The organism is Vibrio sp. 2132-1, from assembly GCF_033344315.1.
On sequence record NZ_JAWPON010000022.1, the window covers coordinates 1 to 26,993 of the forward strand.

25 protein-coding genes and 3 pseudogenes are annotated in these 26,993 nt (G+C 42.9%); 10 read left to right on the forward strand and 18 right to left on the reverse strand.

Translation table 11 applies throughout. From position 1 onward, the window contains the following. Positions 1-82: 82 nt before the first annotated feature. Together R8N47_RS20300 and R8N47_RS20305 are read left to right on the forward strand one after the other, a co-directional pair. Positions 83-979, forward strand: a pseudogene (locus tag R8N47_RS20300) (sugar transferase); the annotation flags it as partial. A gap of 2 nt (positions 980-981) precedes the next feature. Continuing rightward, a complete protein-coding gene (locus R8N47_RS20305) occupies positions 982-1,791 on the forward strand; it encodes a glycosyltransferase (protein WP_102780296.1) in 810 nt (269 codons plus the stop codon). A gap of 280 nt (positions 1,792-2,071) precedes the next feature. On the opposite strand, the pseudogene R8N47_RS20310 reads toward R8N47_RS20305, so the two are convergent. After that, positions 2,072-2,262: pseudogene (locus R8N47_RS20310) on the reverse strand (transposase domain-containing protein); the annotation flags it as partial. A gap of 679 nt (positions 2,263-2,941) precedes the next feature. On the opposite strand from R8N47_RS20310, the gene R8N47_RS20315 reads away from it, so the two are divergent. From R8N47_RS20315 to galU, 3 genes are all read left to right on the forward strand, one after another. Further along, positions 2,942-3,238, forward strand: a complete 297-nt coding sequence (locus R8N47_RS20315) for a transposase domain-containing protein (RefSeq protein WP_411977262.1) — start codon at positions 2,942-2,944, stop codon at positions 3,236-3,238. 641 nt (positions 3,239-3,879) lie between these two features. Beyond that, positions 3,880-5,046: a nucleotide sugar dehydrogenase gene (locus tag R8N47_RS20320; RefSeq protein WP_318070315.1), complete on the forward strand. Its 1,167-nt coding sequence runs from the start codon at positions 3,880-3,882 to the stop codon at positions 5,044-5,046. A 69-nt stretch (positions 5,047-5,115) separates the two neighbouring features. Further along, positions 5,116-5,994: a UTP--glucose-1-phosphate uridylyltransferase GalU gene (galU, locus tag R8N47_RS20325; protein WP_318070316.1), complete on the forward strand. Its 879-nt coding sequence runs from the start codon at positions 5,116-5,118 to the stop codon at positions 5,992-5,994. A 153-nt stretch (positions 5,995-6,147) separates the two neighbouring features. Here the strand turns inward: galU and R8N47_RS20330 are convergent. Beyond that, positions 6,148-7,501, reverse strand: a pseudogene (locus tag R8N47_RS20330) (MBL fold metallo-hydrolase RNA specificity domain-containing protein). Between the two features lie 391 nt (positions 7,502-7,892). Continuing rightward, positions 7,893-8,663, reverse strand: a complete 771-nt coding sequence (gene tpiA / locus R8N47_RS20335; RefSeq protein ID WP_104975795.1) for a triose-phosphate isomerase — start codon at positions 8,661-8,663, stop codon at positions 7,893-7,895. Between the two features lie 270 nt (positions 8,664-8,933). On the opposite strand from tpiA, the gene R8N47_RS20340 reads away from it, so the two are divergent. Both R8N47_RS20340 and R8N47_RS20345 read left to right on the forward strand, forming a co-directional pair. Beyond that, the gene (locus tag R8N47_RS20340) at positions 8,934-9,281 is read left to right on the forward strand and encodes a 5-carboxymethyl-2-hydroxymuconate Delta-isomerase (protein WP_017635986.1); all 348 of its coding nucleotides are present in this window, start codon (positions 8,934-8,936) and stop codon (positions 9,279-9,281) included. A gap of 161 nt (positions 9,282-9,442) precedes the next feature. Beyond that, positions 9,443-9,865, forward strand: coding sequence for a DUF805 domain-containing protein (locus R8N47_RS20345; RefSeq protein WP_017635985.1), 423 nt, complete (start codon positions 9,443-9,445; stop codon positions 9,863-9,865). Between the two features lie 58 nt (positions 9,866-9,923). Here R8N47_RS20345 and R8N47_RS20350 read toward each other — a convergent pair whose 3' ends face one another. The 3 genes from R8N47_RS20350 to glpX all read right to left on the reverse strand — a co-directional run bounded on the left by R8N47_RS20350 (position 9,924) and on the right by glpX (position 12,277). Continuing rightward, a complete protein-coding gene (locus tag R8N47_RS20350; protein WP_262664573.1) occupies positions 9,924-10,274 on the reverse strand; it encodes a DUF3135 domain-containing protein in 351 nt (116 codons plus the stop codon). 160 nt (positions 10,275-10,434) lie between these two features. After that, on the reverse strand, positions 10,435-11,055 hold the full coding sequence (locus R8N47_RS20355; RefSeq protein WP_258469773.1) for a helix-turn-helix transcriptional regulator: 621 nt from the start codon (positions 11,053-11,055) through the stop codon (positions 10,435-10,437). A gap of 214 nt (positions 11,056-11,269) precedes the next feature. Then, positions 11,270-12,277, reverse strand: coding sequence for a class II fructose-bisphosphatase (gene glpX, locus R8N47_RS20360; RefSeq protein ID WP_047101877.1), 1,008 nt, complete (start codon positions 12,275-12,277; stop codon positions 11,270-11,272). A 348-nt stretch (positions 12,278-12,625) separates the two neighbouring features. Here glpX and zapB point away from each other — a divergent pair, with 348 nt between their 5' ends. After that, on the forward strand, positions 12,626-12,868 hold the full coding sequence (gene zapB, locus R8N47_RS20365; RefSeq protein WP_005379536.1) for a cell division protein ZapB: 243 nt from the start codon (positions 12,626-12,628) through the stop codon (positions 12,866-12,868). A gap of 135 nt (positions 12,869-13,003) precedes the next feature. Here the strand turns inward: zapB and rraA are convergent, their stop codons facing one another. From rraA to R8N47_RS20380, 3 genes are all read right to left on the reverse strand, one after another. Next, positions 13,004-13,510 (reverse strand): ribonuclease E activity regulator RraA, encoded by a 507-nt coding sequence (gene rraA, locus R8N47_RS20370; protein ID WP_005379537.1) that lies wholly within the window; start codon positions 13,508-13,510, stop codon positions 13,004-13,006. Between the two features lie 76 nt (positions 13,511-13,586). After that, positions 13,587-14,504: a 1,4-dihydroxy-2-naphthoate polyprenyltransferase gene (locus R8N47_RS20375; RefSeq protein WP_005383178.1), complete on the reverse strand. Its 918-nt coding sequence runs from the start codon at positions 14,502-14,504 to the stop codon at positions 13,587-13,589. A gap of 128 nt (positions 14,505-14,632) precedes the next feature. Next, positions 14,633-15,436 carry a hypothetical protein gene (locus R8N47_RS20380; protein WP_213906584.1) on the reverse strand — a complete coding sequence of 268 codons (804 nt, stop codon included), beginning with the start codon at positions 15,434-15,436 and terminating at the stop codon, positions 14,633-14,635. 404 nt (positions 15,437-15,840) lie between these two features. On the opposite strand from R8N47_RS20380, the gene R8N47_RS20385 reads away from it, so the two are divergent. Continuing rightward, positions 15,841-16,497, forward strand: a complete 657-nt coding sequence (locus tag R8N47_RS20385; RefSeq protein ID WP_046874062.1) for an inovirus Gp2 family protein — start codon at positions 15,841-15,843, stop codon at positions 16,495-16,497. A 374-nt stretch (positions 16,498-16,871) separates the two neighbouring features. Here R8N47_RS20385 and R8N47_RS20390 read toward each other — a convergent pair whose 3' ends face one another. The 4 genes from R8N47_RS20390 to radC all read right to left on the reverse strand — a co-directional run bounded on the left by R8N47_RS20390 (position 16,872) and on the right by radC (position 19,866). Then, entirely contained in the window at positions 16,872-18,029 is a 1,158-nt protein-coding gene (locus tag R8N47_RS20390) for a hypothetical protein (protein ID WP_318070317.1), read from the reverse strand. Next, the gene (locus R8N47_RS20395; RefSeq protein ID WP_025998521.1) at positions 18,026-18,850 is read right to left on the reverse strand and encodes a helix-turn-helix transcriptional regulator; all 825 of its coding nucleotides are present in this window, start codon (positions 18,848-18,850) and stop codon (positions 18,026-18,028) included. The genes R8N47_RS20390 and R8N47_RS20395 overlap by 4 nt, the downstream gene beginning before the upstream one ends. 114 nt (positions 18,851-18,964) lie before the next feature. Then, entirely contained in the window at positions 18,965-19,396 is a 432-nt protein-coding gene (locus R8N47_RS20400) for a DUF2787 family protein (RefSeq protein ID WP_017633432.1), read from the reverse strand. Further along, complete coding sequence (gene radC / locus R8N47_RS20405; RefSeq protein ID WP_064353570.1) at positions 19,393-19,866, reverse strand: RadC family protein; 474 nt, start codon at positions 19,864-19,866, stop codon at positions 19,393-19,395. The genes R8N47_RS20400 and radC overlap by 4 nt, the downstream gene beginning before the upstream one ends. A gap of 403 nt (positions 19,867-20,269) precedes the next feature. Between radC and R8N47_RS20410 the strand changes: the two genes are divergently transcribed. Continuing rightward, complete coding sequence (locus tag R8N47_RS20410; RefSeq protein ID WP_064353571.1) at positions 20,270-20,494, forward strand: hypothetical protein; 225 nt, start codon at positions 20,270-20,272, stop codon at positions 20,492-20,494. A 163-nt stretch (positions 20,495-20,657) separates the two neighbouring features. Here R8N47_RS20410 and hslU read toward each other — a convergent pair whose 3' ends face one another. The 5 genes from hslU to priA form a co-directional block, all read right to left on the reverse strand. Further along, a complete protein-coding gene (gene hslU / locus R8N47_RS20415; RefSeq protein WP_017633435.1) occupies positions 20,658-21,989 on the reverse strand; it encodes an HslU--HslV peptidase ATPase subunit in 1,332 nt (443 codons plus the stop codon). Between the two features lie 23 nt (positions 21,990-22,012). Continuing rightward, complete coding sequence (gene hslV / locus R8N47_RS20420) at positions 22,013-22,564, reverse strand: ATP-dependent protease subunit HslV (RefSeq protein WP_005383176.1); 552 nt, start codon at positions 22,562-22,564, stop codon at positions 22,013-22,015. Positions 22,565-22,679: 115 nt separating this feature from the next. Then, positions 22,680-23,228, reverse strand: a complete 549-nt coding sequence (gene ftsN / locus R8N47_RS20425; RefSeq protein ID WP_025998522.1) for a cell division protein FtsN — start codon at positions 23,226-23,228, stop codon at positions 22,680-22,682. 222 nt (positions 23,229-23,450) lie between these two features. Next, positions 23,451-24,479 carry a DNA-binding transcriptional regulator CytR gene (cytR, locus tag R8N47_RS20430; protein WP_257978021.1) on the reverse strand — a complete coding sequence of 343 codons (1,029 nt, stop codon included), beginning with the start codon at positions 24,477-24,479 and terminating at the stop codon, positions 23,451-23,453. A 302-nt stretch (positions 24,480-24,781) separates the two neighbouring features. After that, positions 24,782-26,986, reverse strand: a complete 2,205-nt coding sequence (gene priA / locus R8N47_RS20435; protein WP_017633438.1) for a primosomal protein N' — start codon at positions 26,984-26,986, stop codon at positions 24,782-24,784. Positions 26,987-26,993 lie beyond the last annotated feature (7 nt).

A 26,993-nucleotide genomic window follows, 5' to 3' on the forward strand; every position in this document is an offset into this window, starting at 1 on the left:
ACCATTTGATCACATGACAAGATGTGCATCTACCTTAAATTTATGATTTTTATCAAAATCATTAGGGGATTCCTCAGCACAAGATGCTTGCCTTTACATTTACTGTCCTGCTTCAGATGAAGAAAAGATTTCTTTAGTGTTGGAAAGGCACCCAGAAATCAATGCGCAGATCAACAACTATGCAATTCGTGACTTTAAAAATAAGACACTTTGTCATTTTAGAAGCTCACACCTAGACGGTGAGCAGCAAGCTTATTTAGTTGCAGCGACAGAGCTTGGCGCTTGGGTAGAGCCATTGGTCAGCTATTTTGATCGTCGGCTTGGTTACACCGAGACAGAACTACTCCACAGTGGCTATTTCTTGCATCAAAAGGCGTTCTCGATTCTATCTAACCGTAAGAACAGTTGGCAAAAGCGCGCTATAGACCTTCTTTTCGTCTTTATGCTGGCATGGGTTGCTATCCCTGTCGGTTTGATTACAGCCATTCTAATTAAACTGGAGTCACCGGGTCCGGTTTTCTTTAAGCAACGCCGAACTGGCCAATACAATGAAGAGTTCGATGTTATTAAATTCCGCTCAATGCGAAATGATGCAGAGAAAGATGGTGCGAAATGGGCCACAAAGAATGACGCTCGTGTTACTCGTGTAGGAAAGTTTATCCGCAAGACTCGTATTGATGAACTTCCACAGCTTATCAATGTCTGGAGAAACGAGATGTCTATGGTAGGTCCTCGCCCAGAGCGTGAAGTGTTTATCGCAGAGTTGGAAAAAGAAATTCCTTACTATCGTTTTCGTCACGCAGTTAAACCAGGAGTGACGGGCTTAGCTCAAGTAAAATATCCATATGGAGCTTCTGTTGAAGATGCGGTATGGAAGCATAAATACGATATTTACTACATCAAACATCAGAACTGGAAAATGGAAGTTAAGATATTACTTCTTACAGTAAAAACTGTTCTATTTGGGATGGGACGATAGAAATGGAATCAAAATTCTCTGTTTTATGTTCTTTGTATCGAAAAGAACAACCAAATTATCTAGAACAATGTTTTGAAAGTTTGGAGTGGCAAACTTTAGCGGCGAGTGAGATCGTTGTTGTCCACGATGGCCCTCTAACGGAGGGATTATACGCTGTTTTGGAAAAGTGGGAACGTAGGCTACCACTTAAACAAGTTGTTCTTAAAAATAATGTCGGCTTAGGAGAAGCGCTTAATAAAGGTCTGGATGCATGTAGTCATAACCTAGTTGCTCGCGTAGATACTGATGATATTAATCATATGGACAGGTTTGATAAACAAGTGCGGTACATGGACAATAATCCAGATGTAGTAGCTGCAAGCTCTGATGTTAATGAATTCGACACAGACCCTGAAGAACCTAGCAGAGTTAAGAAAGTTCCATGCTCTAAGACTGTATTCACGTACAGCCTAAAACGGAATCCATTAAATCATATGGCTACTATCTTTAGAAAGGATGCAGTAATGAATGTTGGAAGCTACCAACATCACTTATACATGGAAGACTACTATCTATGGCTACGCTTGCAAGCTAAAGGCTATAAAATAAGTAATATTTCAGAAACCCTTGTTAGTGCGAGAGTTGGAAATGGAATGCTAGAGAGGCGTCGAGGCTTGCCCTATGCATTAAGTGAACTAAAAATGATGCGCAAAATGTATAAACTGAACTTATCTAAATCGCCAAAAACTGCGATATACTTTGGTTTAAGAGCTATTTCTCGACTACTCCCCATGACTATGCTTAGCCTTATCTACCATAAAGTCGTGAGATGAATTTTTGAAATATCAGGAGCTCCTGCAATTTAACGGCAAAAAATATGTAAATTAAACCGAAGGAATTGTCACCGATGAGCTCCATATGATTCATGCACTTCGATAATCGTTAATCTTTTTGGTAACATTCTCTCACACCTTCAATGCTTCCTAATAAGAATACTATCCACTACGAATCTGTAGAACTGAATTCGTTCAGACACTTAATTCATTTCAACAACAGAATCACGTTTGACCAGTGAAGTTATATATAATCGGTTAATGAACCAGTGAAAGCTTATTATGCCTCACTGATTTCTACGTTCCATGGTATGAGATCCGACACATCATGTGTCGAACTTCGTTTTGGTAACTCGGTAAACAGGCGTTGGAAGTAATAATAAGGGTTTATGTCATTAGCAGACACGTCATTACGAGACTATATAGGTTTACACTCGCGTTTACACCACCTATCGAAGTTGAGAACAACCAGAAGGTATGGTCTTATATACTAAGACTCACCTATGGTGTGCTTTTGGAGGTTATCAATAAGTGTCCGCAAATCTACACCTTCAATATGATATTTCGTAGTCATAACCTATTAGTTCCACTTATCCACACAGGAACTATCTATATCTCACTATCGCTATCAGCAAGAATGGTTGCGCCTTGTTCAACTATTTTACAACTCCGGTCTATCGTCAGGTCAATTCTGTCTTGAGCACAATCCTTACCGAAGGTTTTTGAAAAAAACTGGCATAAAATTAGATAGTTAGCTAGAATTTCTGAAAAATCTAACCCATTAGTTGGTTCTGAATTTATCACTATCGAAGTGCCAATAAATCAACACCCTGAACCTCAACCTACATCAGTCCTGCCTGTAGATATTAAATAAACATCATCATTGCGAATTGATGCTGGGGCATATCGACTTGAATTCCCGATCGAAGTATCGCCATAGTGGTTGGTACACTTGTTCAAGGAATTAGTTGCATGAAAATGTTTGTAGACATCTCACAAACCTACCTCCGTAAAGCCTCTGCTAACTTAGAAAAGGGATTAACGGATTAAGCGTGTTAACTATCCAGTCTCTGATTGGACAACTTAGCTTCGCTCGACGTAAACGCTACGGTGCTAGCAGTGAAACTATGCCCCTCAGGACTAGAGTTCAATGAAGCGGAAGCTTATGCTGAAACGTGTTATCGATGATAGCCGATTAAATCTTGATAATAATCGCGCAGAACGTTCAGCGTGTCCGTTCACAGTTGGACGGAACAACAGGCTCTTTTGCAATACTCATAACGGTGCTCGAGCTAGTACCGTATTGTACAGTTTGATTGAAACGGCAAAAGCAAACGACTGTGAACCGTATGAATATCTGGAATACGTACTCCGAGAAATCTCTAAGTTGACATGCGATGATGATCATCACCATCTTCTTCCTTGGAATATGCTAAAAGCCGAATAACTTCCCTTTGTTGCAAAATGCTGCTTGAATATCAGATACCACATTAGTTGGTGGTATCTATGTTGATGCTTGAAAGTCAATGAGTCGATTTAAAGACGCTTATGGTCATCAAAATGAAATCCGTCAACTATTCTGCTTACATTGGGCTAGATGTACACAGGGACATTATTGCCGATGTGACTGCAAACTCCGGACTGCAAAGGAAAGTTCGATTCTATGGGAATATTTCTTCAGCAAAAGATTCTGTCATTCGGCTAATGAAGAAACTCATCAAGATCCATGGCTCAATTCTTGCGCGTCACGAAGCAGGGCTTACTGGTTATGACCTATATCGATTGCTGCTCAACATGAATATAGATTGTACTGTTGTGACCTCCTCTAGAATTTCTAAGATATCGACCAACGAGATCAAAAACGATGATCGAGATACTATTGTTCTCGCTCGACTATTAAGAACTGGTGGGTTGGAATGTCGAGTTAGCTTAGTCACTGAGTGTAAGGCGCGCAATACTGCTGAGTCATGGGCGCTTACCTTTTTTGTTTTCAGTCATTCTATAATGATTAAATTACAGAGTATTAAGCTATCTTGAATCTGAAACTATTGATATCCTACTATTAGAAATAAAACTCGGGGCATTAGAATGAAAATAGCGGTTGCCGGTACAGGTTATGTTGGGCTTTCTAACGCTATGCTGTTAGCTCAAAACCATGAAGTGGTTGCACTAGATATCGTTCCTGAAAAGGTTGAATTGCTAAACAAAAAACAATCTCCAATTGTTGATACTGAGATTGAACATTTCCTTGAAAACAGGGAACTAAACTTCATAGCAACAACCGATAAGCAGAAAGCTTATCAAAGTGCAGAATACGTTGTGATCGCAACGCCAACGGATTATGACTCAGTTACGCATTACTTCAATACTTCTTCTGTTGAAGCGGTGATTAAAGATGTTATGTCTATCAATCCTGATGCGGTAATGGTAATCAAGTCTACCGTGCCAGTGGGTTATACTGCGCGTATTAAAGAAGAGTTAGGTTGTGAGAACGTTATTTTTTCTCCAGAGTTCCTGCGTGAAGGTAAAGCGCTTTACGATAACTTGCATCCATCTCGTATTATCGTAGGTGAGCGTAGCGAACGTGCTGAAATGTTTGCAGGTCTGCTAGTTGAAGGTGCAGTAAAAGAAGACATTCAAGTACTCTTTACTGATTCCACAGAGGCGGAAGCAGTTAAGCTGTTCTCTAACACTTATCTTGCAATGCGTGTCGCATACTTCAATGAGCTAGATTCTTATGCAGAAGCGCATGGCTTGGATGCTCGTCAGATCATTGAAGGTGTTGGCTTAGATCCTCGTATCGGTAATCATTATAACAACCCATCATTTGGTTACGGTGGTTACTGTCTTCCTAAAGATACTAAGCAATTACTTGCGAACTACCAAGAAGTGCCAAATAACATCATTGGTGCGATTGTGGATGCAAACCGTACTCGTAAAGACTTCATAGCGGAATCAATCCTCAAGCGTGAACCAAAGGTTGTGGGTATCTACCGCCTTATCATGAAGGCGGGTTCTGATAACTTTCGTGCATCTTCTATTCAAGGCATCATGAAGCGCATCAAAGCGAAAGGTATTGAGGTCTTAGTTTACGAGCCTGTACTCAAAGAGGAAGACTTCTTCAATTCTCGAGTGATTAAAGACTTGGGTGAATTCAAACAAAGAGCGGATGTGATTGTTTCTAATCGTATGGTGGAAGAGTTAACCGACGTAGCGGATAAAGTTTACACGCGCGACTTGTTTGGTAGTGATTAAATTTTTTAGTATAACGATATTATATGCCTCTCACGCATGAGGGCTATTTTTACAGTTGGTGAAATTAAGATGATTAAAAAATGTCTATTCCCCGCAGCAGGCTACGGTACTCGTTTCCTACCTGCAACAAAATCTATGCCAAAGGAAATGATGCCGGTAGTTAACAAGCCATTGATTGAATATGGTGTTGAAGAAGCGATTGAAGCTGGCATGGATGGCATGTGCATTGTCACTGGTCGTGGCAAACACTCTTTGATGGATCACTTCGATAAAAACTATGAGTTGGAACATCAAATTTCAGGAACAAGCAAAGAAGCACTGTTGGACGATATCCGTTCTTTGATTGATTCAGCGAGTTACACATATATCCGTCAACGTGAGATGAAAGGTCTTGGTCATGCTATCTTGACTGGTCGTGAGTTGGTGGGTGATGAACCATTTGCTGTTGTACTAGCAGATGACCTCTGTGTGAATGAAGAGCAGGGCGTATTAGCGCAAATGGTTGAGCTGTACAAGCAGTTCCGTTGCTCTATTGTTGCGGTTCAAGAAGTTCCAGAAACTGAAACTCATAAATACGGTGTAATTGCCGGTGAGATGATCAAAGATGACATCTTCCGAATTGATAACATGGTAGAGAAGCCAGAACCAGGCACAGCACCAAGTAACTTAGCAATTATTGGTCGCTATATCTTAACGCCAGATATTTTTGATCTTATCGAAAATACAGAACCAGGCAAAGGTGGAGAAATCCAAATCACTGACGCATTGATGCAACAAGCGCAATCTGGCTGTGTTATTGCTTACAAATTTAAAGGTCAGCGTTTTGACTGCGGCAGTGTAGGAGGTTACATCGAGGCGACAAACTACTGCTACGAGAACCTATACAAAAAAGCGTCTAGTGCTGAGCTTGCTAAAACACCAACCGTAAAGGTTGCTGAACCAGCATAGTTGTTCAGGCTCGTTACCAATGTGCTTTAACATAGCTTTCTGACGTACAAAGCTTAGTTAAAGCACGTTGATATTCAAATTCTTATGCTGTTTTAACTGATTAACAATAAGTAAGAACTAGGTTATATCGTTATAATGTCGGCTGATATTAGTTTAATAAACCACCTCAACTCCCTCTGCTTCCAACTTCTCCCCTAACTCTTTTTTTGCTTCTTTCTCTCCATGTATCAAATGCACGGCTTTTGGTTGTGCTGGAATCCCAGTAACAAACTTCAATAAATCGCTTTGGTCTGCATGTGCAGAATATCCAGAGATGGTATGGATCTGTGCGTTGGCTTCGATTGGTTGGTTATCGATATCCATCGCGTGGCTGCCTGATTGGATTTCTCGACCTAATGTCCCTTGTGCTTGATAGCCCGCAAACAACACATCATTTCTTTCGTCTGGCAAGAGTGCTTTTAAGTAATTGACGATCCTTCCTCCTTCGCACATACCGGATGCCGCGACGACAATCGCAGGCTCATCGGTGGAGGCTAGTCGATTCACTAATGCTTGATGTTCTCTATGGCTTTTCACAGTAATGCATTGTTCAAAGGCGAGGGGATGACGATGATTGTTGAGCTTTTGCTTTGCTTCTTTTCCCCACAGTTTTTTGAAACGGCGGTAGGTCTTCGTGACTCCTTTCGCAAGCGGTGAGTCTAGGATGATTGGCAAAGAAGACGACAAGTTGCGTTGATGAATCAGTTGCTCAATATCGAATAACAGCTGCTGCGTACGTCCTACGCTGAAAGCTGGGAGCAGAATTACGCCACCGTCTTGCAGTGCGTGATCGATAATGGCATTCAAGCGCTCAATTCGAGTGGCAATGTCTTCATGCTCTTTGTTGCCGTATATGGTCTCGATGAATAAATAGTCGGCACGTTTTGGCGGTGTCGGATCGGGTAAGAGCTGGGTATTGGACGGACCTAGATCGCTGGAAAACACGATGATTTCATTATTCAGGAGTTTGAATTCCACGTAATCAGAACCAAGAATGTGTCCTGCAGGTTGAAAGCGTAGGTAACATTGTTTACCAAGCGTAGCCATTGTTGGTAGTCATAGGGTCTTAGCTGTTTTTTAATGACATTGAGGACTTGTTGACGCTGATGGAAGTTCAAACCCAGTTGCAGCTTTAATCCACCTTCTAGCATTAGCGGTACCAGTTCGGCTGTTGCTTTGGTGCAGTAAATGGGCCTTTAAATCCAGCAGCCAGTAACCAAGGTAGGCGTCCGGTATGGTCGATATGAGCATGAGTCAGGACTAATTATTCGATGTGTTTAACTGGGAACTCAATATCCAGTGATGTCTTGCGATTGCAAAAATGGATGTCTTTGCCTTGAAAGAGTCCACAGTCGATCAGATGCTGCCATGTTGTCAACGCCAGTTTAAATTCATGACAAGAGCCTGTGACGGTATGTTTCCCACCATGGTGAATCACACTGGCGATGTCTGATATGGGTGTTGTCATGTCGATTGCTCCTCCTTGAACAAGTATCAGTAACTATAAATCCTGTGGGCAGAGTAAGTGAATAGAGTTCGTTGGTTGGATGAAATTGAGGGGGGGAATAATCGGAAGTGCGATTAGGTTCTTTGTTTTGATGTAAGGCGTTTTTCGTTACTTAACTTTGGGTTTGACACATGCGGTTAGTAGATTCCTGATGTCGCTTAGGCTCCTCGGAATGACGGGACTCTTATAGATTATTTCTGTTGTTTTGCTGGTTTGATTTGGGTGTGTGCGGAGAGTAGATTCCTGATGTCGCTTAGACTCCTCGGAATGACAAAACTCATTAGATCGTAAGCAAACAAAAAGGGATGCATGAAGCATCCCTTTGTTATTTTTACTGAGAGTAAAAACGAGATTACGCTTTTGCTTTAGCCGCTGCTTTAGCGATTGCTGCGAAACTTTTCGCGTCTAGAGAAGCACCGCCAACGAGAGCGCCGTCGATGTCTGGTTGTGAGAAGTAAGCTTCAGCGTTTTCTGGCTTAACAGAACCACCGTATTGGATGATTACTTGTGCTGCAACTGCTTCGTCTTTCGCTGCGATTAGTGCGCGGATAGAAGCGTGGATGCGTTGTGCATCTTCAGCTGTTGCTGCTTTACCAGTACCGATAGCCCAGATTGGTTCGTAAGCGATGATTGCGCCGTTTAGAGCTTCAACACCGTAAGTGTCGATAACTGCGTTGATTTGACGTGCGCATACAGCTTCAGTTTCGCCAGCTTCGTTTTGAGCTTCAGATTCACCGATACAGAAAACAGGAGTTAGACCGTTTTCTTTTAGGAAGTTGAATTTCTTAGCGATGAACTCGTCAGATTCGTTGTGGTATTCACGACGCTCTGAGTGACCGATGATGATGTGAGAAGCACCGAAGTCTTTCAGCATTTCTGGAGACATGTCGCCAGTGAAAGCACCGCTGTTATTTAGGTCAGTGTTTTGAGCACCTAGGATGATCTTGTTACCGCCTTCAACAATTAGACGCTCAGCCAGATCTAGGTAAAGTGCAGGTGGAGCTACTGCTACGTCAACACCTTCAACGCCTTCAAGCTCAGCGTTAAGACCAGTTAGCAGCTCAGTTACCATTGCTTTGCTGCCGTTTAGTTTCCAGTTACCCATCACTACAGGACGACGCATAGGAATATCTCCCTTATTTTTAATGTAAATAGTCTATTAATGTAAAAAATCTACGTAGGAATATAACAGAATAATGTGAACAGATCATGATTGGCGTCATGTCTTGTCCGGCTTTCTTCACTGATTCGACCAAGCATCGATCCTGTTATTTTTGTTAAAAGCAATCGATTGGTGATCGCGTAGACAGAATGATAGTTCATTCCTCGGAAATTGCTGGCTAGATTGGTATTACTACGCACTGAATTTATTATGTTGTAGAAAGGAATCAAAATGCCAAACTTAGTTTTAGAGTATTCGAACTCAGTGGAAGAGCGAGTCAATGTACAAGGTTTGCTGGAAGACTTACATAAAGCTGCGTTAGATAGTGGCCTTTTTGAACTCGCGTCTGTGAAATCTAGAACGCTCCGGTGCCACAATTGGTTAATAGGGGAGGAGGGAGATAGCCTCGACTTTATCCATATCAACTTTGATTTGTTATCTGGCCGCTCCCAAGAACAAAAGCGAGAACTGTCACGAGCCTTGATGGCGACACTTCAAGAGCAAGCCAGTCACGTACACAGTTTAACGGTCAATATCCGAGACATGGATATAGATAGCTTCCAAAAGGTAGTGAACTAGGTTGCGCTGAATTGCCCGAGAATAGCGAGGGGTTATTGTTACGAATTCTCAGCCTGGCTCTGCTTGTTATAAGGACGTTGTGGGTACCCAAGTTATCGGTGTCCTTTCCAAACTATATCGACTCGGCTAATCTATAACCTTTCTACTTTGGGGTAAATTTGATGTCGACTAAAGAGTTACTGTTTTCTTTTCAAGGACGTATAGACCGTAAAACCTACTGGATTTGGAACGTAATTTACTATGTGTCCATTCTAGGCTTTGGTGCCGGTATCAGCCAACTGCTTCCTACTCTCACTTATGTGCTTCTTCCTATTTTCTTGGTGGTTCTGTTGATCCCTGATTTGACGATCACCGCCAAGCGTTGGCACGACCGCAACAAATCGATCTATTGGCTAGCACTGAATATTCCGTTGATTATAGGACGAATTGCCACGCCAATGACTAACCCTGCCGCGCAAGAGCCGTCTACCCCACAGATGTTCGTCGCTTCCATTTCTCTGATTTGTGGTTTATGGATTCTAATTGAATGTGGTTTCTTAAAGGGGACATCAGGACCAAACCAATATGGCCCTGAGCCGGAGTAAGTATAGCTCTATGTTCTTTGAATAAGGCTCTAGGATTCTAGAGTCTTATTCCTGCCTTTTAGTAAAAATCATCCCTATCTTTAAACGCGTTTAAGCTAACCACATCCGCTTTTTGTGTCGGTGCCGCTTCCCCTTCTAGCGCTGCTTTGAACTTTACGACCTGTTTTCGCAACTCGTTCATCAATACCACATTGGTGTGATGAGGGTTTTTACACGTGCTGATGACTCTATCAATGTGGCTTTGTTGAGCCCGCAATCTTTCTTTCATATCTTCTGATGCGCTTTCGATCATCTCTTTCGCCATCTCATGACGAAATTGCTCAAAAGCTTCTGGGTCTCGCTCTGCCATTCGAACCATTTCATCGAATGGAGGAAGCGTTTGGGATGGGATATGACGTAGATTAGACATTGATGCTCTCCAAATCCTTATGGAAATTGCCTTTAGTTACTAAAAGCCTATACCACTAGAAAGAGGAGAGAGGATGAATTCTTCAGCCGTCTCACTTATAAGAGAAGCTTTCAAGCCTGAGATTGAATAAGTGCGGCATGTCGATGTTTGGTTGTGGTGGTTACTGCAGTTGTTGGATGAGGTAAACGCAGCGTCTTTGGCCGCTAATGATGTGCTCGGTACGCTCTACTTTGGTGTCATGTCCAAGTAAAGACTGAAAGACACTTAATTCTGATTGGCACAAGCTTGGGCAGCGAGTTGCGGCTTTACAAATCGGACAGTGATTTTCGATCAAGATAAATCCGTTCTCATCTTTCTCGAGCTCTGCCATATAGCCTTCTTGCTCTCTTAATGTGACGAGTGTTTCTAGTTTGCTTTGCAGAGAGTCGCATTGCTTAAGATGCTGACGATAACTTTGTAACGTGAGTTTTTCCCTTTCTGATGTGACTTTTTCCAGTCCATCTTTGCCAAAGATATGTTCGACAGCTTCTATAAACTGAATGGTCAACTCACCGTGACGGTCAGCAAATTGCTCATGACCTTTTTGAGTGAGAGACCAATGACGAGCAGGGCGACCAACTTTTACTTTTACGTCATGGATAGAAAGAATACCATCATCTTCTAAACTTTGCAGGTGCTGACGAGCCCCCATGGTTGTCATACCTAGCTCAGAGGAGAGTTGTTTTGCAGTGACGGAACCGTCACGCTTAACGATTTGCAATATCCTATCTACGGTCTTCATATACCCACCATTTATACGTCAGTAGATATTATGCGCGATAGGGTTAGTAAAGAAAAGTGTTGACTTAATTTGAGTGTGGATTTGTAGGGGCTATGTTTATGCGAACCAATATATACACTCTGAACAGTGAGAAACGAGGTGATTCAGAATCTATTGTCCGGCTGTGCGGAAAGAAAGGCTCAAACTCAGATTGAGCGAGAGCCTCGAGAAATGCTTAAAGAATAATATCGCGTACTTCTGGATCTTTACGATCTAAGTAGTGAGTCGATTTGATGCGGCGAATAGTTCGGCATCGACCGCGCACGAGCAGCGTTTCTGTGGTTGCAATATTGCCTTGACGAGAGATACCTTCCAGCAAGTCACCTTTAGTGATGCCTGTAGCTGAAAATACCACATTGTCGCTACGAGCCATGTCTTCCATTTTGAGGACAACATTCGCTTTTACGCCCATTTCATCGCAGCGTTTTAGTTCATCTGCGCCGTAAATGCGGTTTTCTTCAGTATCGCCTTTTACCTCATGACGAGGAAGCAGGCGACCGTGCATGTCACCGTCTAGCGCTCGAATTACCGCTGCTGATACAACCCCTTCTGGCGCACCGCCAATACAGTACATCATGTCCACTTCACTGTCTGGCATACAAGTCAGAATAGAGGCAGCCACGTCACCATCAGGCACCGCAAAGACACGTACGCCCATTGCTTGCATTTCTGCAATAACGTTATCGTGGCGAGGTTTCGCAAGGGTAATAACGACTAGGGTATCAAGTGGCTTGTTCAGGGCTTTTGCTACGTTCTCTAGGTTTTCTTTTAACGGCTTTTCTAAGTCAATTACGCCTTTTGCACCAGGGCCAACAACCAGTTTTTCCATGTACATATCTGGCGCTTTAAGAAAGCTGCCTTTCTCACCTGCGGCAAGTACGGCTAGTGCGTTCGATTGTCCCATTGCCGTCATACGCGTCCCTTCAATCGGGTCGACAGCGATATCCACTTCATCACCACCAATACCCACTTGCTCACCAATGTACAGCATTGGCGCATCATCGATTTCACCTTCACCAATGACAATTTCACCACTGATATCTGTTTTGTTCAGTAGCGTGCGCATAACTTCAACAGCTGCGCCATCGGCTGCGTTTTTATCGCCACGGCCAAGCCATTTATAACCAGCCAGAGCTGCACCTTCAGTCACACGGGAAAATGCCATTGCTAAATCGCGTTTCATGATGTCTCCAAGTAAGCAAGAGGGAAGAAGAATTTGCACGGCGATTCTATCACAAGGTCGAGTAAACGTTTGCCTTTTTGCGAGGCTTTTACTTTATCTAACTTGAATTTGATCAATACTTAGGGCGATTTTCAGCGTAGCGGGACGCAAAATCCTTGCTCAAAAATGCTTCAGCGACAAGAAAAGTCAGCGTTTAGTGAGATTGCGCTGATTTTTTGACCGAATGATGCAAAATATCGAATATAGTGAGTGTTTCTCATCGCGACGCTGAGTAGAATGAACCTTATATAGGTTAGGTGTGCATCAATCTCGCACATCGTCCCAACGGAATAACATAGGTAGGCCAAGATGTCTTTTGAAGTACTAGAACAACTAGAATCTAAAATTCAAACTGCAGTTGACACAATCACTCTTCTTCAGATGGAAGTCGAAGAGCTGAAAGAAGATAAAGCTAAACTTGCGGAAGAAGCGAACGAGCTTCGCTCTCAACGTGAAGAGCTAGAGCAAAAAGCACAACAAGCACAGCAAGAGCACGCACAATGGCAAGAGCGCATTCGTGCACTGCTTGGCAAAATGGATGAAGTGGAATAATTCGGCTTCTTCATTCCAAATTAAAAACACCCGCGTTAAGCGGGTGTTTGTGTTTTAGGGAAGTAGAAAATGTTGAGACAAGGCTAGGCGCTAAGAGCTAAGAGAAGGCCCTATAACTTAAACACCTAAAATTGGCTATGCTTCTTCATCCAACTCTAAATCAATATTCAATGGTTCAGGCGACAGAATAATTCCGGTGCTATCGGCATAAATATAATCTTCAGGTAAGAAGCTGACGCCGCCAAAGTTGACTGGTACATCCAATTCGCCAATACCCTGGCTGGTCGCTCCAACAGGAATAGAAGCGAGGGCTTGAATGCCTAAATTCATATCTTCAAGTTCATCGACTTCACGAACACAGCCGTAAACGACAATGCCTTCCCACTCGTTTTCTTCCGCAATGGTTGCGATTTCTGCATCGATAAGGGCTTTACGTAGGGAACCGCCACCGTCAATTAACAAAACGCGACCAAGTCCATCTTGCTCTAATGTCTCGCGGATCAACGAATTATCTTCAAAACACTTGATGGTGGTGATTTGCCCGGCAAATGAAGCGCGACCGCCAAAGTTACTGAACATTGGTTCAACCACATCTACCTGATCGAGGTAGATATCACAGAGTGCTGAGGTATTGTATTCCATAGCGTACCTTTCTAAACAGAAATTGGTTGTCTTTGAGTATATCTAGGCATTAAGTCAATGCAATGACAATCCTTTTTTAACTTACTAGAGTTTGAGCTACCACAATTGTTGCAAACAAAACGTTGGTGACTAGAGAACATTTCACGATGACTGGCATCATTGGTGCTATCTGTGCAGGCTTTTGTGTATGCCAAACTGCTTTACCATGATCGGCCACGAAATAAATACTAAGTAAAAATGGCAAGCTAATCCAAACGGGTTTGTCTTGAATTAACAAGTAAGCTGCAAAGGCAAGGATAGCTCCGCCAAGTAAAATAAAGTGGTACTGTTTGGCTTTACGTTGACCTAAGCGTACCGCCACCGTGCGTTTACCACACTCTCGGTCGTTCTCTATATCACGCATATTGTTGATATTGAGTACTGCAACGGCGAGTAAACCGCAGCCTAAAGCAGGTAAGAATAGCGTGGTGTCTACGTGACCAGTATGCAAGAAGTAGGTACCGGATACGCCGAGTAGACCAAAAAACAAGAACACTGATATATCGCCAAGCCCCACGTAACCGTATGGTTTACTACCCATGGTATAAGCAATGGCTGCGAGAATGGCCAAAATTCCCAACCCGATAAAAGTGACAATGCTTTCCAGTGAACTTAGTGAATAGAAAACTAACACCAAGCCTGAGATAGCGGTCAGAACGATGTTAAAGATAATTGCCTGTTTCATCTGTTTCGCACTTACAGCGCCTGACTGCATCGCTCGTAATGGGCCGAGGCGTTTGTCGTTATCTGTACCTTGAACGGCATCGCCATAGTCGTTTGCCAGGTTGGACAGAATTTGCAGCAATGTCGCGGTTACGAAAGCCATGATGGCAATTGTCAGTGAAAAATGACCTGCCGAGTAGGCGAGTACGCTACCAGTTAAGATAGAGACCAATGCCAGAGGTAATGTTTTTGGACGAGCGGCTTCAAGCCAGATCTGTAGAGATTGTTTCATGGAAATTTCGTGCTAGTAACCAATGTGCCCAGTATAGACATAAATTTTTATGTACACTATTAACTTAAATCAAATAGGAGACGATTAAGTAAACTAATATGAGTATTAAAAGCAATACAGCGAGGTTCCTATAGCCTTAAGTATTCATTATTTATGAGTGATTCTATAACTTTATTTCTTTTCATGTTTTTTGAAATTGATATAGCTTTAAGTTTTTCATTGCTGCTTTCAGATAAGTTTATACAATATTGCTTTTTAGATTGAACTTTATCTCTAAACTTCTTTTGATCCCATGCCTTTTTTATCCTTTTAATAGTGATTTCTCTTTTGTTTTCTTCAATTGCATCAAAAAAAGCGATAATGAAATCTTTCAGGTCTTGCGTTGAGCTTTTATTATTCCAAATGTATTTAATAACCAAAGGCTCATGTTTAAGTATGTAGCTCCATGCCCACTTTATTTTTTCTTCATCATCTTTCAACCATGAAATGATCTCAGTTTTATCAAGTGATAAATACCACTTTCTCACAATCCCCCTCTCTAGTTCAATATGGCTATGCTTGCTTCTATTTACCTTTCTTATATATGATACTACCCAGTCTACTCTTTCTTTAAAACTGCTTCCATTTGGATTTAATGATAGTTTTCCGGATAGTTTTTTTTGAATGTAAAACCATGAAAAATTACAAAATCTTTCATTTTTTCGTATTTCATTTTTTATGTATAAAATTGAATTGTATTTTTCTTCTATTTTCCCGACAATCCTTTTGCAATCTTCAAATGAGTATGATTTAAGAGTAGTATTTATTATGTTTTCATTTTCTTTAATACTTAATGATTCGTCCCATACTGCTCTAATACCATGTGTTGATAGCTGATTAGTATAGAACTTTCCCATGTTTTCATCTTTAATCATTACATCGTAATCTTCCATAATTAAACCCTCTTAAATAGTAATTTTTATCAGCCAGTATCTTACATTTACTACAATGTAGTTTCAATCTGATCAACCTCTATCTTTCAAAACTACAATGTAGTTTTTTCAGTGATGTAAGTTAAAAGTTGATTGTCACTAATCATTCATGGTTGTAGCTAACTTCAGAGTCGCTCTTTCGCATGTGTTGTACAGGGGGCTTAGAATTAACGCTTACTAGATATGTTGGTATGGTTAATATACATAAATACATAATTAAATATATAGTTAACCGTATATACTCACTTAACTAAGTACTCATATCCTACACAGTCTACCTTAGTAGAATTGGTATGCTCTCCTTAAATACCATGTATTAAATAACACAGTAATTCATATCTTTGGATGAATACCAAAGAGAATGAATGATGACTTATACTTACAAAGGTTTAGAGGTTCTTTATCCGGTCGATCAACTCAATACACACTATCTAGATCGTATTATATTAACCATGTCTAAAGTATTAAAAGACTATAAGAGAGTTCATGCGTTAAGACTGGATCTGAGACTTCCTGTTTCTGACAGTGAAAAAGACATACTTTTCAGAGATGAGATTTTGAACAATACATTTAATCAAAAAAATATCATTAAACGATTCTTTGAATCCTTGAAGGCAAAAATAAAAGCGCAAGAAAAAAGAATGAAAGCGAGTGGTAAAAGGGTATATCCATGTCACCTACGGTATGTTTGGTGTAGGGAAAGGAATAAATCTACAAATGACCACTATCACCTTGTCCTGTTTTTTAATAAAGATAGATATTGGAGTAGCGGTTATAGAGATAATGAAGAAAGTTTAGCAAGACTCATTATGGATGCATGGAATAGCGCACTAGGAGAGTGTGTTGATAATGCAGATAGGTTGGTTCAACTTGTTTATAAAGGTACGCATTATTTAGAACAAAATAAATACGACTTCGAGAACAAATACCAGGCCCTCTTTACAAGACTCAGTTACTTTGCCAAAAATAGAACGAAGCATTATGGTGAAGGAAAACGTTGCTTTGGAACTAGTCAGGGATGATAGCTAATATTAATCTGCTCATCTGTTTAGTATTTCGAAACGTGATTGCTCTATAGATTGATTATAAGTGTAGAGATAACTGGAGAAGCATATGGTCTCTTAGGTTCAACTTGCCATTCGGGGTATGCTAAATAAGCACGCAGCATTCGGTGGTACGGTCATGCACTGTTGGTAGATTGGGCTCGATAACATCAGTAGTGTTAATGGTATCCGTTCTCAGGCCCCTACGTCTGTGTCAGTGTAAATGCCGTCTCACGTACTTAGTTATTCATGTATTATTTCTGAATACGCTTCGTTGTGCTCCATAATGACATTGGGAGTCTGACAAAAAATAGGAAGCTAGGCCTCCTATTTTTTCGACCTGCTGAAGATTACTATTTGGTTAGAGTTACACATGCCTTCCATGGAAAGTTAGCAGGTGCAGGCTTTACTGTATTAACCGTAACGCAGTCTTCGAATGACTGACCTTCAAAGTCTACATCCGTTAGACGATACCAAATGCTAACACCACTATCAGTGTATTCAATCGATGCGATTTCGCCGTGTTTGAATTCACCAATGACTTCGAATGTCATAGGACGACCTTGGTAGTCGATAGCCCATGCACCAGCTGGACGTAGTCCTCCGATTTCATCAGAGCCGATATTAACACCGCCAGTGTAAGCAAACACAGGCAAGTCTTTGTTAGGTAGCACGCCGTCACCATCGATGTCGATAAAGTAATCTACGTGTGGAATATCAAAGTCTAGACCGTTGTCTGCGTAGTACTTCTGAGTGTTCTCGTAAGCTGCTGTTTTGTACAGTGCTAGGCTGTACTTGGTCAGAGCTTGTTTCATTTCTTCAAACTGAACGGAGTTAGGCTCTAACAATACCTGACCAATTTTCTCGATTTGTTGCTCTAACGTGAGTCCGTTTTCGGTTGCCATAGTTAAAGTACTTGCAGAGATCACGAGTAGCACAGTGCTGGTATCGCCAGCGTTAGAAAGGTTGACGTTATAGAAGTTAATGCCATCTGCCCATTGCTCAGGATCATAACTGTAAAGGCTTAGCAGCTCAGCGGTCGCCTCATGCACCGCCTCCTCAAAGGTCTGTCCGGCTTGTACCTTTGCCATGATACTTGCTTTCATGGCCGCTGTAGCGACATTGAAGTTCACTTGTGTCGTTTCGTTCATATCGACAAAAGCGCTCATGCGCATCTGCTCATCACTTTTTCCTGTCAGCTCATTAAAGTAATTCCCCTGTGCAACGAGTTCGACATAAGGCGTATTGAATCGCTCATTCATGTTATAATTACCTTCATAGTCCTCTATTTGAGTGGTGTAAGAGATGTCGGTCTTTTCTAAGTCTTGGTTAAGTTCATAGGCGGTGACGACTGAACCAGGTTGTAGAGGACCTTTCTGTACTGCACCACCAAATTGATATGATTGCCCTGAGTCGTTATTGTCACGCCCGCCAGAAGAGCCGCCACATCCGATTAAGGCGAAAGGAATAGTAAAGAGAGCGATGGTAAGTAGGGGTTTAGATAGGTTCATTCTATTTCTCCATAATAAGTTTTAGAGGGTACTATTTTGTTTAATTCAAGATGAGAGTCAGCGATATCAAACAGCTCTTTAACTTCAGACGAGAGCAGAGTCGCATCTGTTTGAAGCTCAAAGCGAAAGCTCGACATCGTGGCCTCCTGGATGTTGCAAAGAGGTAAGGTGTTCAACTTGGTATGCGTGTGTGTACGCCAAACGAGATAAGGGCTGCCGTGATGGAGTACGAGACTTATTGGTTGAACGTTAGTTAGGCGTAGAGTGCCGTCTCCTTTGTTTATCTTTAATGAGATAAGACGTTGTTGAAGTGTCGCTAGACATACAATCTGAAAAATTTGGATATCGACTTGAGCGTGTTTACTCAATGGGGTTGGGGCTGTGATAGGAACTTTGGATGACCAATGATTTTGAATGTTATTGATGTCTTCAGGAGTTATGTTCGAAAGGAGGTCATCTAAGAGTGGAGCAAGGCTGCTAGGCAGATGATGCTTGGTTGACTCGATGAGCCAATAGATCAATACCGCTTCGTGAGCCGTCGTGCTCATCTTCAGAGTTTCGGTTTTTTGGTAACCAAAGGGTTTGTCTCTATCATCCACCATTACATTGGGAAACATGGCACAGATAGCGGACAGATTACGTTGGATAGTACGCAAGGAGCGCTCTAAACCAAGCGGGGAAAGTTGAGCTTGAATTTGCCTGGCGGTGACTTTCTTATTGTAAGGAATAAGGTTGTAAATCGCCAAGATAAGCTCAAGGTGATACTGAGTTTGGTTAGGTGGCGTCATGGTCAGTTCAACAAGGTTCGTTTTGTTGGGTATGACAATATCAAAAAGGCGCGACAAAGCTTGTCGTATCAATGCCTTAAGCAAAAATGATACGACGAAATTTGTCACACCTACGTCATGAAGTGTCGTGATTAAGGGGGCAGAGGCTTACTTTCCAACGATGGATAAATCGATTTCGTCAAAATCCATGCTTGAAAGATGCCGAGCGAACGTTTTCATCCATACCTGAAGAAGGTCGATTACTTCTGGATGTTCAAGGTTTACCGCCCCTGTATCGGGCTGATAACACCATCCCTTGGCAAGATGAAAGTACAGTTCAGGCTGAACGTTGAGCGCGCTCTCAAATGGGTAAGAAAAGCTGATAAAGAAGACAATCTGCCAGGGCTCTGAATTTGCAGTGCGTTGGAACTGCACTTCAACAGGGTGAATGCCTCGGCCATGGCGGTAGTAGCTTAATTGGCGGCAAGTCAAGAGCAACTGTTTGGCATTGTCAGGTAAAGAGTACCCCTTCAATAGCTTCTCCAACTGCTGACGCAATTGTGGCGCTAAAGAAACACCACCATAAATAGTGTTGATCATATCCACCCCTTTTCTGCAAACGAGACACTACTTTCTCCCACAACGATATGGTCAAGCACCCTTACATCCACTAACGCTAAAGCGTCGATAAGCTTGCGTGTGATACGCCTATCCGCTTGAGATGGGGAAGGGTCACCAGAAGGGTGGTTATGCGCCAGAATGACTGCCGCTGCATTCACTTCCAAGACGCTTTTGACGACCTCGCGCGGATAAACGCTGGCGGAGTCAATGGTGCCTTTAAAGAGTGATTTAAACTCGATGACACGGTGCTGGTTATCAAGTAGTAGCAGAGCGAAAACCTCGTGCTCCGCGCTGGCTAGTTTGAATCGAACATACTCTTTGGTTGCTTCAGGGTTACAAAGGGCATTACCTCGAACGTAGCGGTTAGCTAGGATTTCAGCAGCATGCTCTAGGATTTCATTTTCTTGGTGTTTCTTTTGTTTATGGTAGTGAAGGTTATCGGTCGGCATAGGTCCTCCAAGAGTGAAACGATAGGAACTTCACTAAGAGGACATATATCTGAAAATAATTGATTCCAAGGGAAGTTGGAAAGAATTCTAAATGTTTAACAACTAAGTAAGTTTTCAGAGAACATTTAATTTTGAGCTTAGACTATTTAGTTCTGGCTATGTTGAAATTGCTGTTACCTACTTTGACTTAGGAGACTGTTCAATAATGGAGAGATAAAAGTTGTGAAGTGAACGATAGAATTAAGTTCACCTAATAAGAGTACGGATGTTGGAAATTTATAAATATATATCATTTGATGCATACGGTGCTCTTGTTAGATAACGAGACGTTGCAAAGTTTGTTTTTCCATAAAAAGGGTTGCCGACGGCAACCCTTTTTCTACTTATTAATAATGGAGTTTTTATGTCTTTGTATCAAACGCTTGGTAGGGCTATTACTGGAACAGCGAGTGTTGCAGGTGTGATCGCTTCTGCGCCAGTATTTGGTCCGAAAGGAACTATTACATCTAGTGGTGTTGTTGTGTCTGTTTTGGTTGGAACATCAGCAGCATTGCTTGACCAAACAGTGCAATCCACATCTTTGCAAGACCTTACTGTCAAACCTAACGAGCATTGTGACGAACTATAAGCTACAAAATCTTAGGTAGATAAAGAAAGCCATTACACAGTGTCATCCCTATTAAAAGTGGCGTGACGGTAATGGCTTGAATGAACTTAAATTAACCAAATGAAAGTTTCCAAGTGTGCACATTTACACAATGTAATTCACTAGGCTAATTGAATCTTACTATTTATAGGATAAATCGGCTTAGATCTTCATCTTCAATCGTATCGCCTAGGCGCGCTTTCACGTAAGCGGAATCAATAACGAATTTAGCGCCAGATTGCTCCGCTGCGTCGTAAGAGATTTCATCCATCAAGCGTTCCATTACGGTGTGTAAGCGACGAGCACCGATGTTTTCTGTGCTTTCGTTGACCGTCCATGCCGCTTCCGCGATTTGCGTGATGCCGTCTTCTGTGAACTCGATGTCCACATCTTCCGTTTTCATCAACGCAACGTACTGCTCTGTTAGAGAGGCTTTCGGCTCTGTTAGAATACGTTTGAAGTCGTTGCTGCTTAGTGCTTCTAGCTCAACACGAATTGGTAGACGACCTTGCAACTCTGGGATCAAGTCAGACGGTTTTGCCACTTGGAATGCACCAGATGCAACGAACAGAATGTGGTCTGTTTTTACCATGCCGTGCTTGGTTGATACTGTGCTGCCTTCAATTAATGGAAGTAGGTCGCGCTGAACACCTTCGCGTGAAACGTCTGGGCCTGAGCTCTCACCGCGTTTACAGATCTTGTCGATCTCATCGATAAATACGATGCCGTTGTTTTCAACGTTGAAAATCGCTGCTTCTTTTAGCTCTTCTTGGTTTACCAGTTTCGCCGCTTCTTCTTCCGCTAACGCTTTCATTGCGTCTTTGATTTTCAGCTTACGTTTTTTCTTTGTGTCGCCAGCGAGGTTTTGGAACATGCCTTGCAGCTGGTTAGTCATCTCTTCCATACCAGGAGGCGCCATGATCTCTACGCCCATTTGTGGTGCGGCTACGTCGAGTTCAATTTCTTTATCGTCTAGTTGGCCCTCACGCAGTTTCTTACGGAAGATCTGGCGAGTGTTAGAAGACTCTTCCGTTTGCTCTGCTTGACCCCAGCTATCACGTGCCGGTGGCAGTAGCGCATCAAGAATACGTTCTTCCGCTTGCTCTTCTGCGCGGAACTTCACTTTTTCCATCGCTTGTTGATGCGTCATTTTTACCGCGACATCTGTTAGATCACGGATGATGGTTTCAACTTCTTTACCAACGTAACCCACTTCGGTGAATTTTGTCGCTTCAACTTTGATGAAAGGGGCATTTGCCAGTTTTGCGAGGCGTCGTGCGATTTCGGTCTTACCAACACCAGTAGGACCAATCATCAAGATGTTTTTGGGCGTCACTTCGGCACGCAAGTTTTCTTCAAGCTGCATGCGGCGCCAGCGGTTACGAAGTGCAATCGCAACCGAACGCTTGGCTTTTTCTTGACCGATAATGTGGCGGTTCAATTCATGAACGATTTCGCGAGGCGTCATTTCAGACATATTCTTTCCTTACTTCGTTACGATTACGCGGTTGGTTTTTCAGGCTCTACTGTTGAGTCTAGCTCTTCTACCGTGTGGTGATGGTTAGTGAAGACACAAATATCACCCGCGATATTGAGAGCTTTTTCCGCGATCTCACGAGCATCTAGATCTGTGTTTTCTAGTAGGGCGGTTGCTGCTGCTTGTGCGTAAGCACCACCAGAGCCAATCGCAATCAGGTCGTGTTCTGGCTGTACGACATCACCATTACCAGTAATGATTAACGATGCGGTTTCGTCGGCAACGGCAAGTAAGGCTTCGAGCTTGCGCAGAGCACGATCGCTACGCCAGTCTTTGGCTAGCTCAACTGCTGCTTTGGTTAGGTGACCTTGGTGCATTTGCAGTTTGCTTTCGAAGCGCTCAAAAAGGGTGAAGGCATCCGCAGTACCGCCGGCAAAGCCCGCTAGTACTTGGTTGTTGTATAGGCGGCGAACTTTGCGCGCATTACCTTTCATTACGGTATTGCCTAGAGATACTTGGCCATCACCCGCGATGACGACTTTATTATTTCGACGTACAGATACAATGGTAGTCACAGTCGACCTCTTGATTATTTCTCTTTGGATTTAATTCAGTATATGGGGGAGGAGAAATGGGGATTCAAGGGGGCAAAAAGAAAGGCCCTAGGATCTTAGCTCCTAGGGCCTGAGTTTAAAGATTTTCTTTCCAAATCGCGCACGGCTCGATTTTCGCGCGTTGCAGTTTATGACGGTCACGTTCTGCATCACGTTTGAACTTATACGGACCTAGTACCACGCGATACCATGAACTGCCTTCTTTCTTACGAATCTTGCTCGACATCCCTTGGAATGCGATTGCAAGCTTGCGCTCTTCTGCTTGTGCCTGGGTTTTGTACGCGCCACACTGCATGATGTAAGGAATTTTAGAAACTTCAATTTCTTTGGCCACAACTTCAACTTCACGTTTCGGTAGTGACTCAACATATTCCCATTTTTCTTCTGGTGGTGGCGGCAAATCTTTTTTCGGTTTTGGTTTACTGACAGTGGTTGTTGGCTGTTTCACTACAGGCTGTTTAGGTTCTGGATCGCTACTCAAAAGGTAAAGACCATAGCCAAAACTACCCACTAGCAAGATTGCGAGCAGACCACTACGCCAAGGCTTTTTTCTTATCGGCGGCTGTTTTTTTGTCGACTTTTTTGGGGCGCCTCGCCCCCGTCTTACATAATCTCTATTTGCCACGGTTATTTCTGGTCATCAAGGATTCTTGCAAATATGTTAATCCAGAACGAGTTGAGAAAACACCCTATTGATAGAATCTTGATAGCTAAAGCGCGACAACGCCCGAGTATAGGGGGGTGTTTCAGTTCTCGCTTATATTTATTCAGGGATACACAAAAAGCAGGAGGGTAAATAAAAAGCGGCGCCTTAGCACCGCTTTAGGGATGAATACTAATCTTTAGGTTAAGGGCGCTGTGGTGGCGCTGCACTTCCGCGAATGACGAGATTAGTTTCAAGCAGACGCGAGCCTGAATGCACGTCGTGGCCTTTTAACATCTCGAGCATCATTAGCATTGCTTGTCGACCAATCTCATAGCGAGGCTGAGAGATAGTGGTCAACGGTGGATCGCAGTACTGAGCGAAGTTAATGTCATCAAAGCCCACAACAGAGAGATCTTGCGGGACTCGTAAGCCAAGCTTTTTCGCTTCTTGAATTGCGCCGATGGCCATTGTGTCACAGTGACAGAAAATAGCCGTTGGTGGCTCTGGCAATTCGAGCAGTTTACGAACGGCTTTTGCTCCGCCATCAAAAGAGAATTCAGTAATGACACTATATTGTGGATCTTTATTGATGCCGGCACGGCGCAGGGCTTGTTGGTAGCCTTGTTGGCGGAACTGACACAATATTGCTGTATCTGGTCCAGAGATTTGAGCAATGCTTTTATGACCTAATTGGGTCAGGTAATTCACCGCTTCAAATGCTGAGGTCAGGTTGTCAATATGTACTGTCGGAAGCTCGAGTTCAGGCGCAAATTCACACGCCATTACCATCGGAGGTAAGTTCTTTTGTTCTGGCTTACTGACATCGAATGGTAGATCTGTACCAAGCAGTAGCATTCCATCTGCCTGCTTAGTAAATACGAGATTAACGAAAGAGCTTTCGCGTTTCTTCTGTTGTCCGCTATCGCCCAGAAGGACTAGATAGCCATGTTCCATGGCTGCATCTTCAATACCGCGAATAATTTCAGAAAAATAAGGATCACAGATGTCGGGAACGATAGTAACAATGGTTTTTGATTCGTTTCTACGTAAGTTACGCGCTAATGAGTTTGGAGAATAACCCGCTTCAAGTACGGCTTCTTCTACTCTCTTTCTTGTAGAAGAAGAGACCTTCTCTGGATTCATTAAGGCTCGAGATACCGTAGCCGTAGACACTCCCGCAAGCTGGGCAACATCCTTCATTGTCGCCATAGTTTTTAACCTCTCATTTATTTTTTGCCAAGGTGACGTTATTCCGGTTTGAAATCAGAGTAATCAACCGAGTTAGAGCTGTGTTTGCTCTTCGCTCAGTTCGTGTTAACGAGTGGGAAAATGGATTCTTCACCGCGATATCAATTTATGGGAATAGTCATTGTTTTAATTTAAGCCTGTGCAAACAAGTCACTTTAGACTTTTCTAATTTGGATAGTCTATTCATTTCTAAAGTGAAAGTTACGGTCTGTTTAACAAAAATTGCAATCTTGGTGTGATTTTGGTCACATTAAATGGTAATTCATTACATAGTTAAACGTTTGCTAGCTGAGATCTTGTGGTTCTATGTCTAAATTCCAGCGTACTTTCTTAGCATTTGGCAACAACTCAATAGCAGGTTTGGCACTGGTTAATAACTTTTGCATCAATGAACGATGTTGAGTTTGTAGTAATAGTTGCCAGCGGTATTTACCAGCCCGCTTAGCCAAAGGTGAAGGAGTTGGGCCTAATACCATACAAGAATCATCGAACAGAGGGTGTGACTCTAACGTAAAACGAACCTGACGCAGGAAGTCTTCAACTACCTCACTTTGGTTTGCCTCTGCTTTGAACAGAGTCAAGAAACTATAAGGCGGAAGCTGAGCCAGTTTGCGTTCTTCCAGAGCAGTCATAGCAAAGTGGCGATAGTCTTTTTGAAGCAGGGCCTGCAGCAAGCTGTGCTCAGGATGGTGGGTTTGCAGGATAACCTCGCCAGGTTTACTTGCGCGGCCGGCACGACCAGCGACCTGAATAAACAACTGCGCTAGTCTCTCGGAAGCGCGGAAGTCGCTACTATAGAGAGAGCCATCAACATCCAAAAGAGCAACGAGCGTTACATTTGGAAAATGGTGCCCCTTAGCCAGCATTTGGGTGCCAATCAGAATTTGATGTTCACCTTTACGAATTGATTCAAGGGCATCTTCCAAACTACCTTTGCGACGTGTGCTGTCTCTGTCGATGCGAATAGCGTTGTATTCTGGAAATAACTGAGCCAATTGTTGTTCGAGTTGTTCCGTTCCTACGCCGACGGTAACCAATTGAGTTGAACCACACCCCTGACATTGATGAATCACCGGTTGTTGTGATCCGCAGTGATGGCAGCGTATTTCGTTGCTGTAATGGTGGAACGTATAGTACGCATCACAGCGTTTACATTCTGCAATCCAACCGCATTCATGGCACATCAAAGCGGGCGAAAAGCCTCGACGGTTAAGAAACAACATCACTTGATTGCCTGCTTTTAAATGCTTGCGCATCTCGGCAATCAGTTGGGCAGATAAGCCACTTTCTAAATACTGACCTTTTACATCTAACACTTTATTGGTGGTTGGTACGGCAGAGCCAGCTCGTTGGGTTAGTGTTAAATGGTGATACTTGCCTGACAGGGCATTGTGCAATGTCTCCAGTGCAGGTGTGGCTGAGCCCAGGATAATCGGTACTTGCTCTTTATGGGCGCGCATGACAGCAACATCACGAGCGTGGTAACGCAAGCTGTCTTGTTGCTTATAAGAAGCGTCATGCTCTTCATCCACGATAATAATCCCCAAATCAGCAAAAGGTGTCAGCAGGGCTGAACGAGTGCCAATGATGATTCCCGCTGCTTTATCCCTGGCAGAAAGCCAAGCGTTAAGTCGCTCGGTTTCATTCAAACCTGAATGAATCACGTCTACCGGGACATTAAATCGATGCTTAAAGCGGTTGATGGTTTGGGGCGTTAGACCGATCTCAGGTACTAAAACTAATGCTTGTTTCCCTTGCTCTAAAACTGGCTTGATAAGGTTTAAGTAAACTTCTGTTTTACCAGAGCCAGTTACTCCCTCTAATAAATAGCAAGCAAAACCTGTTTGGCTATTTACACTCGCAATAGCCAGCGCTTGTTCGTGGTTGAGCTTTGGCTTCTCGACGTCGCATTCAACGTGCTGTCCCCACTGGGTGATTGCAGGCTTCTTCTCGATACGTTCAATCCAGCCTTTCTCTTCTAAAGACTTTAGTACTGTTGAGGCTATCTCTTGGTCGACAAATTCCTGGTGAGGCAAAGCGCAGTTAACCAACATTTGCAAGACCTTCTGTTGTTTGACCGCTCGACGATCAAGCCCTTGCATCAGCTTGTCTTTACCGGATTCGGTAATTTGCCACTCTTGTAGCGTCGCAAAATCTGCAGGCTTTCCTTTACGTAGAGCTGCTGGCATCGCATTGTGTAGCGTATCTCCAAGTGGGTATTGGTAGAACTGGCTGCACCAATTTAGCAGAGAATAAAGCGTCTCTGGCCATATCGGTTGGGAGTCTAATACCGCTTTGATTGGCTTAAGCTGATCTTTAGGAAAGTCGGAGTGGTTTACCATTGCGGTGACGATGCCAACTAACGTTTGACGTCCAAAAGGTACGGATACGCGCCCGCCAATGATCGGAAACAGGTGCCCCGGAATGGCGTAATCAAATTGTTTGTCGAGCGGAACGGGTAATGCCACTCTAGCAATGGTTGGGCGCATAAATTTT